We start from the raw sequence: 15,033 nt of genomic DNA, 5'->3' as shown, positions 1-15,033 counted from the left end.
CACTCACGCCATCGTAGTGTCACGGGGTTTATCACAAACTTGCTGTCAGGTTTAATTGCTTATTGCTGGTTTCCCTATAAACCCACCATCAAAAATATGCCTCAGCAGGGACAGGTAGCAACATTGTAAATATTATCAATGAGTTACAATGTGGCTTATCCCGAACTGGGGTTACCACAACAAAAAACGCCCCAGCTGACCGATGTTAGCTGGGGCGTTTTTGAAAGATAAACTACTGATTAAACTTATCTTTAAGCGTTATTTAGCTGACGCGCTGCCTCTAAGGCAAAATAGGTCAAGATACCGTCGGCACCCGCGCGGCGAAAGCCAATCAAAGACTCTAGGATCACCGCATCAGTCAGCCAGCCATTTTGAATCGCGGCCATATGCATGGCATATTCGCCAGATACTTGATAAGCAAAAGTCGGTATGCCAAAGGTGTTTTTGACTTCGCGAATCAAATCCAGATAAGGCTGACCGGGCTTAATCATCACCATATCGGCGCCTTCGTTGATGTCCATGGCCACCTCGTGTAGAGCCTCGGCGCGGTTACCAAAGTCCATTTGGTATTGTTTTTTGTGCCCACCTTTTAGGTTGCCTGCACTGCCGACAGCATCACGGAATGGTCCATAATAAGCCGAGGCGTATTTGGCAGAATAAGCCATGATAGCGGTGTTGACAAGACCTTCGCTCTCAAAGGCATCACGCATGGCTTTGATACGGCCATCCATCATGTCACTTGGTGAGATGATATCAGCGCCAGCCTGTGCATGGACAAGGGCTTGCTTGACCAATACCTCGATGGTGGCATCGTTGATGACATAGCCACTATCGTCGAGCAGACCATCTTGGCCATGTGAAGTATACGGGTCCAGTGCCACGTCAGTCATCACCACCATTTCTGGTACGGCGTCTTTTACGGCTTTTACGGCGCGCGCTGTCAGGCCATTTTTATCGTAGGCTGCTTTGCCGTCTGGGGTTTTTAGGGCGTTGTCAATGACGGGAAAAATATCGATGGTTGTGACGCCCTCATTTAATAGCGCTTTGGCATAATCGATCAGCAGATCGATAGATAGACGCTCGACCCCTGGCATGCTAGAGATGGCCTCACGCTGGTTTTTGCCTTCTAAGACAAAAACAGGGGCGATAAAGTGTTTGGGGTGTAGCTCCACTTCACGAATCATCGAGCGTACATTGTCGTTATAACGCAAGCGGCGCAAGCGAGTGGCAGGATATTGGCGGTTAAAGGTATAGCTCATAATCACTCCTTATATTTGTTTTGTTTGATGGGTTTACATGTTTTAAGCGTTGCCGTCTGATACGGCTATGTGAGGCTGGCTAGTATGGTCTGACTACTATACCCAATAGCCGCGGTCAAAAGCAAAAAGCCCTACCAAGTCGGTAGGGCTGATGGTACGTATCGACTGTTAGGATGAGGGGCGTTGTGTTGCCCTCGTTAAGACTGCTTATGGTTCAACGATCTGGGTCACAGGGACGGTCTCTGTACTGGTGTCAAAGGTGGTCTTTTCGGTGATCACCCCGACTGCAGCATCTGTTTTACCATCGTCATTGACATCGACCACTGCGGTTGGCTCAAAGCTCGCGGTCTCTTTGGCCTGCGCTTGCTTGATTGCACCTGCTTCTTGCGGCGAGGCTACCCGTGCTGAGCTGGCAGCCTCGATAGCGTTTACTGCTTTTGCTTTGTTGGTGCTGGCAGGTAAGTTGACCAATTGTACCAAGTTTTTATGCGGTACGGGAATGGCTGTTGGTACATCAAGGTTAGCACCACCACCAAGCGCTTGATATAGCTCGATTTGGCTGACGATTTTTTGTAGCTCCAAATCCAAGATACCTTGCTGAGTTGAGAACAGCGAGCGCTGGGCATCGAGTACGTCTAGATAGTTTGCGATACCAGCCTTAAAGCGCGCATCTGCTATCTGATAGGTCTGCTCAAAGTTGTCTTGTAGACGATACTGTGCTTCGAGCTGCTGCCCTAGCGTCGCACGTGTGGCCAATACATCTGACACTTCACGGAAGGCGGTTTGGATAGATTTTTCGTAGTTTGCCAAGGTCTGCTCGCGCTCGATTTTGGCCACGTCGTAGTTGGCATCTAGGCGACCTGCATCAAAGATAGGCACGCTAATACTTGGGCCAAACGACCAGCCCACCGAGCCGCTCTTAAACAAGTCATCCAAACTACCACTACTCACGCCCACACTACTGGCTAGGCTGATAGAGGGGAAGTAAGAGGCGCGTGCCACTTCGATATTGGCACCAGCCGCTTTGAGGCTGTACTCTGCTTGTAGGACGTCAGGGCGATAACGCAACAGCTCACTTGGCAAGCCGGCATTAAAGATCTGCTGGCTTGTGATATTGCTGACGGCAGGCGCTGGAATCAGCTCATTTGGAATCGGGGCGCCAATCAGATACTGCAAGGCATTACGCGAGGTCAAAATACTACTCTGGGCGCGTAGTACCGCCAGTCTGGCATTTTCTAAAGACGCGCTGGCTTGTAATGAGGGCAGTTTGGGATCGACCCCAGCTTCAAAGCGTTTGTCGGCAATAAACAGAGAGCGCTCACGGCTTTCAGCAGTGGCTTCTGCCAGTTTTAGCTGCGCCAAGCTATAGCTTAGGTTGGCATAGCTTTGGGCGATGTTACTAATCAGGCTGATTTGCGTGGCGTCTTTGGCGGCGCTCGTCGCTAAGAAATTTTGCAAGGCTTGATCTTTTAAGCTAGCAATTTTGCCCCAAAAATCCAGCTCATAGCTTGCCAAGCCTAGGTTGACGTTATAGCTGCTATTGGGGTTTTTGTCGGCGCTATTTTGCGCTTGACGCGTGTAGCCGCCACTGGCGTTGATCGCAGGCAGATCATTGATGTCAGTGATTTGATATTGCGCGCGCGCTTTCTCAATTGCAAGGCGTGCACTTTCAAAGTCTTTGTTATTTTCCAGTCCTAACGCAATCAGACCTTTTAGGCGCTCATCGCTATAAAAGTCCTGCCAGCGCTGTCCTGCGATACTTGGCTGCTCAGAGGTGCTGACAGTCTCATCACCAAAAGCGCCATAAGCTTGCTCGATCGGCAGGTTAGGCTCAGCGAGAACGGGGCTTGTATCTGCTTTAGGGATAGTATTACAAGCGGCCATACTCAGAGCCAAAAAGCTCAGGCCAAGTAGGCGCGATGATTTACCAGTAGCTAGTAAAGCTTTAGAGCTTATCGCTCTTACGGCTGAGTTAGAGGTTAAGAATAAAGAGCTCATTATGTATTATCTCCAAGGCTTACAGGCTGATAACTCGCAGAAGGAGTTAATGATTGCTTATCTTCTGTAGGGGCAGATGGGACCGGATTATCACCGCCGCCGTTACCACCTGGATGGTTGTCATCATCCCCTTTACCATTGTGAGCTTCATTGCCCTTATAAGGGAACATGCTGCGCACCCAAATATAAAACATAGGAATAAAGAAGATGCCGAGGAAGGTAGCGGTTAAGACACCACCGACCACACTGGTACCAATAGCATTCTGACTGCCTGAGCCTGGACCGTTCGCCAAGAATAATGGCACAACACCGAGCCCAAAGGCAAGTGAGGTCATGATAATTGGACGCAGACGTTGACGTGCTGCGGTCATGACGGCCTCTCTGAGACTATAGCCTTCTTCTTGGTGTTCTTTGGCAAATTCAATAATCAAAATCGCGTTTTTGGCGGACAAACCAACGACGGTGAGTAGACCCACTTGCAAGTAGATGTCGTTAGCAAAACCGCGTAACCACGTAAATATCACCGCACCCAATACCCCAAGTGGAATCACCAGTAGGACAGAGAAGGGGATAGACCAGCTCTCATATAGTGCCGCCAAGCACAAGAATACGACGAGGATTGAAAGCGCATAAAGCATCGGCGCTTGGGCGCCTGACTTTTGCTCTTCTAATGACATACCCGTCCACTCATAGCTGATGCCTTCAGGCAACTTGTCAATCATCGCTTCCATCGCGCTCATCGCTTCACCAGTACTCAAGCCTGGAGCGGCGCTACCCTGAATATTCATCGAAGGTAAGCTGTTATAACGCGTCAGACGCGGTGACCCTGATTGCCATTCACTGCTAGAAAATGCATCAAATGAAATCATGTCGCCCGTATCATTACGTACATACCACTTACCGATGTCATCAGGATTGGTACGGCTACTGGCTTCACCTTGAACATAGACACGCTTGATACGACCACGATCGACGAAGTCGTTGATATAGCTCGAGCCCCAAGCCGTAGAAATAACACTATTGATGCTGCCAAGCGATAGGCCATAAGCCGCTGCTTGCTCTTGGTTGATATTGACCTTGAGCTGTGGTGAATCTTCTTGACCGTTAGGACGCACGCCAGATACTTTATCGTTCTGTGCTGCCATGCCTAAGAGCATATTACGGGCTTCAAGTAACCCTTCGTGTCCAAGGTTACCACTGTCTTGTAGCATCAAATCAAAACCACTGGCATTACCAAGCTCAGTAATGGCTGGCGGCACGATGGCAAATACTTGCGCTTCATTGAGCTGTGTGACGAAATAACCCATGGCACGACCAGCAACGGCTTGCGCGGTGTTTTCATCGCCTGAGCGCTCTTCCCAATCTGACAGTCGAACGAATGCCAGACCCATGTTTTGGCCTTGACCTGCAAAACTAAAACCAGCAACGGTAAAGACAGAGGCGATATTGTCGCCTTCTTGTGTGTCGTAATAATTACTGACTTTATCGAGCACGTCTTGTGTTTCATCTAGCGTGGAGCCAGCAGGAAGCTGGACTAAGGTAAACATAATACCTTGGTCTTCTTCTGGCAAAAACGAACCTGGAATACGCAAGAACACCACTGCCATAATACCGATAATGGCGGCATAACCGATCAGGTACAACCACTTAAAACGAATACTTTTGCCGACGAAGTTTTCATAAGAGCGGCTGAGTTTAAAGAAGCCGCGGTTGAACCAGCCAAAGAAGCCTTTTTGTTGTTCAGTACTGCCTTTTTCATGGCTCTTACCACGTTTTAGCAAGGTCACACATAGGGCAGGGGTGAACACCAATGCCACCATGGCTGACAGCGCCATGCTCGTGATCAAGGTGATAGAGAACTGACGATAAATAACACCTGTCGAGCCGCCAAAGAAGGCCATCGGTACAAATACGGCAGACAAAATCAGCGCAATACCAATAACGATCTTACTGATCTCGCCCATCGACTGAACGGTTGCATCTTTGACCGAAATATCAGGGTTTTCTTCTAATATTCGCTCTACGTTTTCGACAACAACGATCGCATCATCAACCAGTAGACCGATAGAGAGTACCATTGCAAACATCGTCAATACGTTGATACTAAAACCTGCGACATACAACACCGCAAACGTACCTAAGAGTACGACAGGGACAGCAAGGGTTGGAATGATGGTGGCGCGCCAGTTCTGCAAGAAAATAAACATGACGATAAACACCAAGACGATCGCTTCGATCAGTGTATGGACCACTTGCTCGATAGACAAACGTACGAATGGCGTGGTGTCATAAGGCACAACAGAGATAAGGCCTGCTGGGAAGTTGGTTTCTAGCTCGGCCATACGTGCGCCGACTGCCTCACGGGTCTCTAGCGCGTTTGCGCCTGCAGCCAATGAGATACCTAGACCTGCCGCTTCTTGACCGTTATACAAGGAGATGATGCTATAGTTTTCACTACCGATTTCGACATCAGCGACATCGCCGAGGCGTACTTGCGCGCCCGAGGTGTCTGTTTTTAGCAAGATATCTTTAAACTCTTCAGGAGTTTGTAGATAGCTCTGTACGGTGACGGTGGCGTTAATGACTTGTCGATCTGTGTCAGCAGGTGCTTGCCCTAACTGACCGGCTGAGACTTGTGCGTTCTGCGCGCGTACAGCGCTGACCACGTCAGAGGGCACCATGTTGTAGCTACGCAAGCGCGCAGGATCTAACCAAATACGCATAGCATACGCCGAACCGAATACCTGTACTTCACCTACCCCTTCGACACGGCTTAGCTGATCGACAACGTTTGAGTTGATATAGTCGGCGATATCCGCACGATCCATACTACCGTCTTCGGAGATAAAACCCTGTACCATCAAAAAGCTACTGGAGGATTTGTTGACGTTGACGCCTTGACGCTGCACCGACTCAGGTAGCGAGCTCATGGCCGCTTGTAGTTTGTTTTGTACTTGTACCTGTGCCGTATCAGGGTCTGTGCCGTTTTCAAAAGTGAGCGTCACAGAGCCGCTACCGTTTGAGGAGCTCGACGATGACATATACATCAGACCATCCAGGCCCTTCATACGTTGCTCAATGATCTGAACAACGGAGTCTTCGACGGTCTGGGCGTTGGCACCAGGATAGCTGGCACTCACCGAAATCGTCGGCGGTGCAATACGTGGATACTGTTCGATCGGTAGATTGATGACCGATATCACCCCGATGAGCATGACCAAAATAGCCAGCACCCATGCAAAAATAGGGCGATTAATAAAAAAACGTGACATAGTATATTCCTAAGTCTTCCTATCTTTGAATGGAATTAGTTAGCAGCGGCTTCTGTTGATTTTTCTTTGGTAGCGTTGTTTTCAGAGGTGTCATTACCAGCTGGCTTCTTATCCATTGTTTTTGCCGCTTGCTGCGGTGTTTTGGCCTCAGCACCTTTTGCAGATGGTGCTGGATTGGCGCTCTCTAGTGGTTTTACCACCACTTCTTGCTCAGGTTTAACCTTCGAGCCACCAATAACAACTACTTTATCACCCGCTTGCAGGCCATCTGTGACGATCCATTGTCCATCATAAGTACCATTGATGGTGACTGGACGCACTTGGATTTTGTTGTTTTTGTCAGCGATGTACACTTGCGTGTCGCCTTTAGGCGTACGCATGACCGCACTTTGTGGTACTAAGGCGGCGTTGGTGATGACGCTCTGCGTGAGGCGAGCGGTGACGTACATGCCTGGCAACAAGATATTGTTGCTATTTGGGAAAATCGCGCGCAAGGTGACCGCGCCTGTGGATTCATCGACTTTGGCCTCAGACAGCGCAAGCTTACCGCGTACCGGATAGACCGAGCCGTCTTCTAATACCAGCTCTACAGAGTTCATACCTGGCTGTGCTTTGCCTTCAGAGATTTGTTGGCGTAGCTTTAGTAGCTCAGATGATGACTGACTGATATCGACATAGATAGGGTCTAAGCGAGAGATGGTCACCAACGGATCGGTCTGACCTGCGCTCACTAGGGTACCCGCCGTCACGCTTGAGCGGTCCGTGCGACCCGTCAATGGCGCACGTACGATGGTACGGTTGAGGTCTAGCGTGCTGGCTTGTAGCCCAGCCTTAGCCGTTTGAATGCCTGCTTTGGCACTCTCGATGCCCGCTTGGGTCTGTCCGACAGCGGCCGCCGCGCTTTGTACAGCAGCTTGTGCGGTGCGTACCGCGGTTTGTGCTTGTTCGTATTGCTGCTTGGAGATGGCATCGATATCGACCAGCCCTTGCAGACGTTGTAAGTCGTTTTGCGCCTGCGCCAATGATGCTTGGCGGCTGGCTAGCTCAGCTTTGGCATTGGCGTTGTTGGCCTGTGCTGTTTGATAGTTGGCTTGTGCTTGCTGCACCGCGGCTTGCCCACTGGCGACAGAAGACGCATAGTTGTCGGTATTGATACGATAAAGGGGCTGGCCTTTTTTGACGTTACTTCCTTCACGGAACAGCACTTCGTCGATGACACCATTGACCTGTGGGCGGACGTCAGCGGTTTGATACGCGGCGGTACGTCCGGAGAATGTCTGTACTTGAGGGACGGTATCAAATGTGACGGTTTGGACGTTGACGACCGCAGGCGGCATCTGCTGCTGAGCGGCTTGCTCACCAGCGGCGTCCTCGTTTTTGTCACAGCCAACCAGTACAGCTCCAGATAGCACAGATGCTATTACAAGCGCAAGAGTAGAATGCTTCATCAATGTCCTCGGCAATATGTATAAAGAATAATGGCAGTATAAAAAGTTTATCAATAAATTTTGATGTACGAAATATCGAGGGTCTACTTATTCTGCACATTCATGCCAGTACGGCATACTCAATCTTTGAGTCAATGGATTTAATAAAAATCGCTAGTAAGGCAGCCAGTAGCGAGTTTGATTGAGACGCGATTTGGTAAATGTGATATTAGAAGTTTAGGCAGACCACAAAGTAGGTTAGTAAATTTAAAGAGTTATTATAAACTATTGGGGTAACCCCACAGTCAAGTGATTCACGATAGGAAAGCTGACAAAAACTGACCGCACTGTGCTCGCTGAGTAAATAAAATCCCGCCATAGTAACTGCTACACCAACTAGCAGCTAATAAGAAGACATACAACCCGCTATGCAAATTTATTGTAATTTTTTGTTATAATTGTAAAGCCATAGTGTTATTGAGGTTTTGAAACCGCCAAAAATCTGCTTTGTCAACAAATTGACGAATTTATCAACCCCTAATTATGACCTTTAAAATATAGCGACTTAGACCAGTCAGTAGCTTCTAATGAGCGTGGTCAATCAGTATTTAACCATTAAAAAATCCTGACACAATTATAGTGCCGTCAGGATTTATGAAACTTAAAGAAAGGTAACTATTTGGCTGACACACCCGTTTTAAGAGGGTGTCTTTTTAGAGACTGTTGCTTTTGATCAATGAATATTTATGGCTCGGTTGCTCAAAAACGCTGCTAAAAAATGAGCCGTCTCAATTAGCTAATAACACAGACGATTCATATGTCATTATACCAATCGTGCGCTAGCAAGCTCAGTCAGCTGGTACAGACCTTGACGATAACGGTTGTCAGGCAGTGTGCCCAGTGCTTGCTGTGCCAATCTCGTCTCCTCTAGTGCACGCTGTTTACAGTAATCTAATGCGCCGGAGCTGCGTACCAACTCAATCAGCTGCTCAGCATTCGGTGTTTTACCCGTTTGTACCGCAATTCTTAGCTGCTCATAGCCCTCATGGTTTTGGTCTTTTAAAAGCTCAAGTGCTTTGATAGTTGGCAGAGTAGGCTTGCCTTCTGCAAGATCATCGCCTAGGTTTTTGCCCATTACCTCACTATCCCCACTATAATCAAGGACATCATCGATAATTTGAAATGCATTACCAAAGTGCTGTCCAAAGTCGCCTAGCGCAGCCATATACTCAGTTTTGCCTTGCAAAATAGCCGCGCCTTGGGTCGCCATCATAAACAGCCGTGAGGTTTTGCCATCGATGATGTTGAGATAATCTGTCTCAGTGGCCTTAGGGTTATGCTGATGCTGTAGCTGCAATACTTCGCCTTCAGCGATATCACAGGTACCATCAGAGAATACTTGCAATAGCGGCAAGCTTTGAAAACCAACCAATAAGTTAAAGGCACGGGCGATTAGATAATCACCAACCAGTACGGCGGTGGCGTTGTCCCACGTGGCATTGGCTGTGGGCTTGCCGCGGCGCTGACCTGACTCATCAATGACATCATCGTGTACCAGCGTCGCAGTATGCAGCATCTCTGTGATGGCCGCCAAATGCATGGCTGATTGTGATGGGTTGTCATCAAACATACGAGCACATAGCAAGGTGATAAGTGGGCGCATACGTTTGCCCCCTGCATTGATCACATGCTGTGAGACGCTCATGACGAGTTGTACTTTGGAGTTCAGGCTGCCAAATACTTGTTTGTCCATGATCTCAAAATCATCGGCCACGATACTTTGGATATCGGCATAGCTGGGCGTGGGCTGAGCGTTAGGCGTATTCGAGTCTAAAAGGGTACTGGTCATAATAAATCGTCATATCAGTCAAAATGAAAAAGTTTGGTAGCCTCGGTCTTATATAGCAAAGGCGTTGTTTTGGTTATAATAGCATAGCTGTGTTTTTGAATGGTTGGTTAAAGTGTAGTGCGCTGATGCGGATAGGTGCTGGGATGGGAAGGTAGACGCTAAAAGCCAACCGAGAATAGACATTAAAAACAACCAAAGAGTAAATAAAGCACTGTAAGTCACTGATTATATAAGCTATAATGGCCACCGTTAGGCATTACCCATTCGTCGTATTTGCTAGCGTGTCTGCTAGACTAAGCAACTGGGCATTCACAATCATTGATTGTAAGTTATAAACAGTCACTGGCCATAAAAAGTGTATAGCAATAGAGGCCGCCTTTATAAAGCTTGATTGTCACTGACAAGCAGAGAGATACGGACGATGGTATTCAGGTAACCACCTTACAAAAACAAGAGGCGCGGCTTGCTTTTATGAGCAAAAAGCCGTAAAATCTTGCCTTTAATTTTTCCCTGTCGTGTTCGTTATCGAAGCGTTGATATAACATCAGCCACGGCACACGGGTTAAACGGAGTCATACAATGTACGCAGTAATCAAAACTGGTGGTAAGCAGCACCGCGTTGTCGTCGATGAGCTTTTAAAAGTTGAGCTACTAAAAGCAGAAAAAGGCGAGACAATCAAACTAGAAGACGTGTTGATGGTTGTTGACGGCGATAACGTCAAAATCGGTCAGCCTGTTGTTGAAGGCGCTAGCGTAGAAGTTGAAGTGGTTGAGCATGGTCGCGGCGAAAAAATCCGTATCATCAAGCACAACCGTCGTAAGCACTATCACAAAGAGCAAGGTCACCGCCAATGGTACACCTTGTTAAAAATCAAAGCCATTAATGCCTAATTCCCTATTTAGCGATTATCGCTAAACTAGCGCACTAAATGCTTAAGAGTTATCGCATTGGCGGTAAGTCACATTAACAAGGAGATTTTCTCATGGCACATAAAAAAGCTGCCGGTTCGACTCGTAACGGTCGTGATTCAAACCCAAAAATGCTCGGCGTAAAAATCTTTGGTGGCCAAGCTATCACAGCTGGTAACATCATCGTACGTCAACGTGGTACAGAGTTCCACGCAGGCGAAGGCGTTGGCATGGGTCGTGACCATACTTTATTTGCCCTAAATGACGGCGTTGTAAAGTTTGCGACCAAAGGTAAGTTCAACCGTCGTTATGTATCGGTTGAAAGCGCATAATTCATGGCCTGTAACGGCTTAGCAATGATGCGACGTCATTTTATTTATCTTTCATTTGTATAAAATGACGACAAAAAAGCTTCTACTGTCTGAGGGCAGTAGGGGCTTTTTTTATGCCAGTCATTTCTCACGAACGTTATTGAGCGTTTTGAGCTAATTGCTTTGAGCTAAGTGTTTTGTTGGGCGCTTTGTATCAGCCATTATCTGCCAGCTTACGAGTTTAAAAGACTGCTATGGTCTATTAGACAACCGGTTTGGAAGGAATCTAAAAAACTTGCCCAATCGCGCGCCATGGGGCAGTGCGTTTGGTCTATGATGTACAGTCGCCGCGCGTCAATCAGTTACAAGCGTGTATGGCAGCCGTAGTAAAGATTGCAAACGATGACTAGGCGTGTAATAAAAAAACTGGCACACTGTCTGCACTGTTTACTCACGTCGATTTTTTGGCGCGAGATAAGCATTTATTGAAAAAAACAATTTTAATGAAACATTTTATTTTTATGTGATTTGCATGTTGAGAGAGGAATGAGTATGACGTTATCTAGCAAACCAACCACTTTAACACAAAAACTAATGAGCAGTGCGTTGACAGGCGTGTTGATGACATCACTCGGCGTGGCTGCCCCTACGATGGCGATCAGCCAATCAGCAACCGCCGCCCCTGCGGACAATTTAATGGCCGCTAAGCGCTTAAATAAGCTTTTGGCAAACACCAAAAGTATGACCGCAAACTTTAGCCAAACCACCAAAGGCGCCAATAGCGGCACCTTCACAGGTACGATGAGCGTGCAGCGTCCCAATAATTTTCGCTGGGAAACCAAATCCCCATCGCAGCAGCTTATCGTGGCCAACGGCAACTCGATGTGGGTCTATGATAAAGACTTAGAGCAAGCGACCAAACAAAATGTCGATAGCCAAGTAGGCAACACGCCAGCGTTATTGCTGTCGGGTGATCCCAGTAAAATTGATAAAAACTTCAAAATCACCCAACCTTATGATAATAAAAACTACTACGTGCTTTATCCAAAAGCTGATAGTGCGAGCTTTAAGAGCCTATCGATGAGCTTTAGCGGCGGCAAGCCTGTGATGATGGTGCTCAATGACAGTTTGGGTCAGACTACTTCTATCAAGTTTAGCAATATCAAGCTAAACCCGAGTATTGGTAGTAGCCAGTTTAAATTCACCCCGCCAAAGGGTGTGGACGTCATCAATCAGTAAGTTTAGCCCTCACAACAAACGACTATGTATAAAAAAAGGACAAACCTTGCGCGGTTTGTCTTTTTTTATGGCAGCAAGACTCTAAGACATCGCTTGGATAGCTTCCATATCTGGCATAGGCGGCAGTTCATCCAAATGCGTCAGCCCAAATGCGTCCAAAAACTGCGGCGTGGTATGCAGCAGTGCAGGGCGCCCTAAGGTGTCTTTATAGCCTTCCTCGACGATCCAGCCTTTATCAAACAGTTGGCGCAAGATGTTACTCGATAGCGTCACGCCGCGGACATGCTCGATATCGCTACGGGTCACAGGCTGCTTATAGGCGATGACGCTTAGAGTCTCAAGCAGGGCTTGGCTTAGGCGCTCTTGACGCTGCGGAAACACACGCTGAATGAGCGCGCTATAGTCGTCAGAGATTTGTAGTCGATAACCACTGGCGGTCTTGTGCAGACTGAGCACGCCGCTGGCTAAGCGTAATTGTAACCGCTCTAGCGCTTGGGTCAGCTCTTCGACCGTTAACGACAGCTGTTTTTTTAAGACCGTCTCAGTAAGAGGTGTCTCTGATGCGTGCAACAGCACTTCGATATGCTTACTCATCGTCTCTAAATAATCGTCCGTCTGTGTTGGCGATTGGTGCTGGTTGTCTGTCATTGCATATATTCTCTACTAAAAACTATTAAGCCAGCCACTGTAGCGTTAGTTGTCCTATGTGGTCGTTTTCTGCAGCCCCTTTATCAGCATCAGTACCAGCATCGTTAGGACGGCTTTCTAAATCGGTATTTACAACGCCAACCAGCTGCCGTTTTATCAGCTCCAATACGGCAACGAAGCTGACCACCACGCCGATCTTACCTTGATTATTGTCCAGCAGCTCATAAAATGAGCGCGCGCCATCCGTGCTTAGCTGACGGCTGATGCTGGCGATGCGATCAGACAGCGGCACGGTATCGACTTTGATGGTGTGCATCTGATAATCAGGCTGCAACTGCATCTTAAACAAACTATCGATCAACAGATTTGGTGAATAGCTAGGTAATTCGGCGCTCATCACCTCGGTGCTGGGCATGCTGACCATCGCCAAAAACACATCGCGCTCAAGACGCACCAGATTGTCCAAGCGTTGACTGACCGCCTTGATCTGTGCGTATTCTTCAAGGCGCTCGATCAGCTCGGCCTTTGGGTCACGCTCATCACTTGGCACCTCAGGCGTGGGCAGCAGCAGTTCAGATTTGATCGCAATCAATGTGGATGCCATCAGTAAGTAGTCGCCCGCTAGCTCAAAATGCTCGGTATCTAGCTCACTGATATAAGCCAGATACTGCTCTGTGATAGGCAAGATGGGCATTTGCGTGAGATCGACGTTGTTTTTTTTGACCAGATACAATAAAAAATCAAGTGGCCCGGCAAATTGCTCAAGCCAAATGGCAAAGGCCCCAGGCGGCACATACAGATCATCGGGCAGATGTTGTACGGGCGTTTGATAGATACGTAGCGGTATTTGGCTGATAGCGGTGCTGTCTTTTTTGTCAGGCGTGCTAGCAGACAAAGCCGCTTTATCTAAAGCGGCTGATTGTTTGGTCGTTGAGGTTTGCATGTTTAGCACCTGTCCTGATGGCGACGTACTTTGCCACGTAAGGAGCTATTTAAGTTTGGCAAGTGGACGTATTCCAATAGCACGGCGGGCCTTGTCTAACTGTTTGCGGCTATGGCGACGCGCTTTGTTCGCCCCCATTTGCAGGATTTCTTCAAGCTCTTTGGGGTTGGCCATCAGCTCCTCATAACGCGCGCGAAATGGCGCAATCTCGCTATTTATTTTATCAAACAATACTTGCTTGGCATCACCCCAGCCGATACCAGCGGCATACTGTGCGCGCATATCCGCGATTTCTTCAGCAGTGGCAAAGGCTTTGTAAATCTCAAAAAGTGCTGAGTCATCAGGGTCTTTTGGCTCATCCGGCAATTGCGAGTTGGTGACGATTTTCATGATGGCTTTGTGCATTTGCTTTTCAGCGCTGACTTGCGGATTGGGCTCACCGAATAGAGGAATGGTGTTGCTATAGCTTTTGCTCATCTTACGACCATCAAGCCCTGTCAGCAGAGGGATGTCTTCATCAACGACCGCTGAGGGGAGGGTAAAGAGCGGTTTATAGCGATGGTTAAAGGTGCCAGCGATGTCACGCGCCATCTCGATGTGCTGTACTTGGTCACGGCCTACGGGGACGTGGGTGGCGTTGAACATTAAGATATCCGCCGCCATGAGCACAGGATAGCCAAACAGCCCCATGTTGATGCCTTGGTCTGGATCGACATCTGCCTTTTCCATATTAATATCGACCGCCGCTTTATAGGCATGGGCACGGTTCATCAGACCTTTGGCGCATGAGCAGTTCAAAATCCAAGCCAGCTCTGGTATCTCAGGCACATCCGACTGACGATAGAAAGTCACGCGCTCAGGGTCAAGACCACAAGCAATCCACGTCGCAGCAATGATTTTGGTTGACTCATGGATGACGGCAGGATCGTAGCAGCCGATGATGCCGTGGTAGTCAGCCAAAAAGAAAAACGCTTCATCGTCGCTATTTTGGATCGACTCAATCGCTGGACGAATGGCACCGACATAGTTACCTAAGTGCGGGATACCTGTTGGTTTGATGCCAGTGAGGATGCGTTTGTGTTCTTTATTAGGGGCGTCAGTTTGATTAGTCATGAAAAATCCGTGGTTGGTTTACTTTTTAATTTATTAGAGTGCTATTAGGGCGTGTCCTCAATTCA

Annotated in this window: 11 protein-coding genes and 1 pseudogene; 4 read left to right on the top strand and 8 right to left on the bottom strand. The window is 48.0% G+C overall.

The features are described 5' to 3' along the window. Positions 1–129: pseudogene (locus JFC05_RS08965) on the top strand (IS982 family transposase); the annotation flags it as partial. Positions 130–251: 122 nt separating this feature from the next. On the opposite strand, the gene hemB reads toward JFC05_RS08965, so the two are convergent. The 5 genes from hemB to JFC05_RS08940 all read right to left on the bottom strand — a co-directional run bounded on the left by hemB (position 252) and on the right by JFC05_RS08940 (position 9,805). Next, entirely contained in the window at positions 252–1,259 is a 1,008-nt protein-coding gene (gene hemB / locus JFC05_RS08960; protein ID WP_105243889.1) for a porphobilinogen synthase, read from the bottom strand. A 207-nt stretch (positions 1,260–1,466) separates the two neighbouring features. Further along, positions 1,467–3,257 carry an efflux transporter outer membrane subunit gene (locus JFC05_RS08955; RefSeq protein ID WP_198336628.1) on the bottom strand — a complete coding sequence of 597 codons (1,791 nt, stop codon included), beginning with the start codon at positions 3,255–3,257 and terminating at the stop codon, positions 1,467–1,469. After that, the gene (locus JFC05_RS08950) at positions 3,257–6,529 is read right to left on the bottom strand and encodes an efflux RND transporter permease subunit (protein WP_198336627.1); all 3,273 of its coding nucleotides are present in this window, start codon (positions 6,527–6,529) and stop codon (positions 3,257–3,259) included. The genes JFC05_RS08955 and JFC05_RS08950 overlap by 1 nt, the downstream gene beginning before the upstream one ends. Before the next feature lie 35 nt (positions 6,530–6,564). Next, on the bottom strand, positions 6,565–7,977 hold the full coding sequence (locus tag JFC05_RS08945) for an efflux RND transporter periplasmic adaptor subunit (protein ID WP_198336626.1): 1,413 nt from the start codon (positions 7,975–7,977) through the stop codon (positions 6,565–6,567). Between the two features lie 802 nt (positions 7,978–8,779). Continuing rightward, positions 8,780–9,805: a polyprenyl synthetase family protein gene (locus JFC05_RS08940; protein WP_198336625.1), complete on the bottom strand. Its 1,026-nt coding sequence runs from the start codon at positions 9,803–9,805 to the stop codon at positions 8,780–8,782. 579 nt (positions 9,806–10,384) lie between these two features. Here JFC05_RS08940 and rplU point away from each other — a divergent pair. The 3 genes from rplU to lolA all read left to right on the top strand — a co-directional run bounded on the left by rplU (position 10,385) and on the right by lolA (position 12,264). Next, the gene (gene rplU / locus JFC05_RS08935) at positions 10,385–10,696 is read left to right on the top strand and encodes a 50S ribosomal protein L21 (RefSeq protein ID WP_075100626.1); all 312 of its coding nucleotides are present in this window, start codon (positions 10,385–10,387) and stop codon (positions 10,694–10,696) included. A 92-nt stretch (positions 10,697–10,788) separates the two neighbouring features. Continuing rightward, positions 10,789–11,046, top strand: a complete 258-nt coding sequence (gene rpmA, locus JFC05_RS08930) for a 50S ribosomal protein L27 (RefSeq protein ID WP_075100627.1) — start codon at positions 10,789–10,791, stop codon at positions 11,044–11,046. A gap of 531 nt (positions 11,047–11,577) precedes the next feature. Further along, the gene (lolA, locus tag JFC05_RS08925) at positions 11,578–12,264 is read left to right on the top strand and encodes an outer membrane lipoprotein periplasmic chaperone LolA (RefSeq protein ID WP_198336624.1); all 687 of its coding nucleotides are present in this window, start codon (positions 11,578–11,580) and stop codon (positions 12,262–12,264) included. An 81-nt stretch (positions 12,265–12,345) separates the two neighbouring features. On the opposite strand, the gene scpB is transcribed toward lolA, so the two are convergent. The 3 genes from scpB to JFC05_RS08910 are packed head-to-tail and all read right to left on the bottom strand — an operon-like array spanning position 12,346 to position 14,968. Further along, complete coding sequence (gene scpB / locus JFC05_RS08920; protein ID WP_198336623.1) at positions 12,346–12,912, bottom strand: SMC-Scp complex subunit ScpB; 567 nt, start codon at positions 12,910–12,912, stop codon at positions 12,346–12,348. A gap of 25 nt (positions 12,913–12,937) precedes the next feature. Next, the gene (locus JFC05_RS08915; RefSeq protein WP_198336622.1) at positions 12,938–13,855 is read right to left on the bottom strand and encodes a segregation and condensation protein A; all 918 of its coding nucleotides are present in this window, start codon (positions 13,853–13,855) and stop codon (positions 12,938–12,940) included. Positions 13,856–13,900: 45 nt separating this feature from the next. Further along, positions 13,901–14,968 carry a tryptophan--tRNA ligase gene (locus JFC05_RS08910; protein WP_198336621.1) on the bottom strand — a complete coding sequence of 356 codons (1,068 nt, stop codon included), beginning with the start codon at positions 14,966–14,968 and terminating at the stop codon, positions 13,901–13,903. Positions 14,969–15,033: the final 65 nt, after the last annotated feature.

It is taken from the genome of Psychrobacter celer (genome assembly GCF_016107555.1).
Classification (GTDB): domain Bacteria; phylum Pseudomonadota; class Gammaproteobacteria; order Pseudomonadales; family Moraxellaceae; genus Psychrobacter; species Psychrobacter celer.
This window is presented reverse-complemented; position numbering and strand designations above follow the sequence as displayed.

Excerpts from the sequence above, each read along its gene's own strand:
- JFC05_RS08940 (WP_198336625.1), bottom strand. The coding sequence starts at position 9,805 with ATGACCAGTACCCTTTTAGACTCGAATACGCCTAACGCTCAGCCCACG.
- JFC05_RS08955 (WP_198336628.1), bottom strand. The coding sequence starts at position 3,257 with ATGAGCTCTTTATTCTTAACCTCTAACTCAGCCGTAAGAGCGATAAGC.
- scpB (WP_198336623.1), bottom strand. The coding sequence starts at position 12,912 with ATGACAGACAACCAGCACCAATCGCCAACACAGACGGACGATTATTTA.
- JFC05_RS08910 (WP_198336621.1), bottom strand. The coding sequence starts at position 14,968 with ATGACTAATCAAACTGACGCCCCTAATAAAGAACACAAACGCATCCTC.
- JFC05_RS08915 (WP_198336622.1), bottom strand. The coding sequence starts at position 13,855 with ATGCAAACCTCAACGACCAAACAATCAGCCGCTTTAGATAAAGCGGCT.
- JFC05_RS08945 (WP_198336626.1), bottom strand. The coding sequence starts at position 7,977 with ATGAAGCATTCTACTCTTGCGCTTGTAATAGCATCTGTGCTATCTGGA.
- rpmA (WP_075100627.1), top strand. The coding sequence starts at position 10,789 with ATGGCACATAAAAAAGCTGCCGGTTCGACTCGTAACGGTCGTGATTCA.
- hemB (WP_105243889.1), bottom strand. The coding sequence starts at position 1,259 with ATGAGCTATACCTTTAACCGCCAATATCCTGCCACTCGCTTGCGCCGC.
- JFC05_RS08950 (WP_198336627.1), bottom strand. The coding sequence starts at position 6,529 with ATGTCACGTTTTTTTATTAATCGCCCTATTTTTGCATGGGTGCTGGCT.
- rplU (WP_075100626.1), top strand. The coding sequence starts at position 10,385 with ATGTACGCAGTAATCAAAACTGGTGGTAAGCAGCACCGCGTTGTCGTC.
- lolA (WP_198336624.1), top strand. The coding sequence starts at position 11,578 with ATGACGTTATCTAGCAAACCAACCACTTTAACACAAAAACTAATGAGC.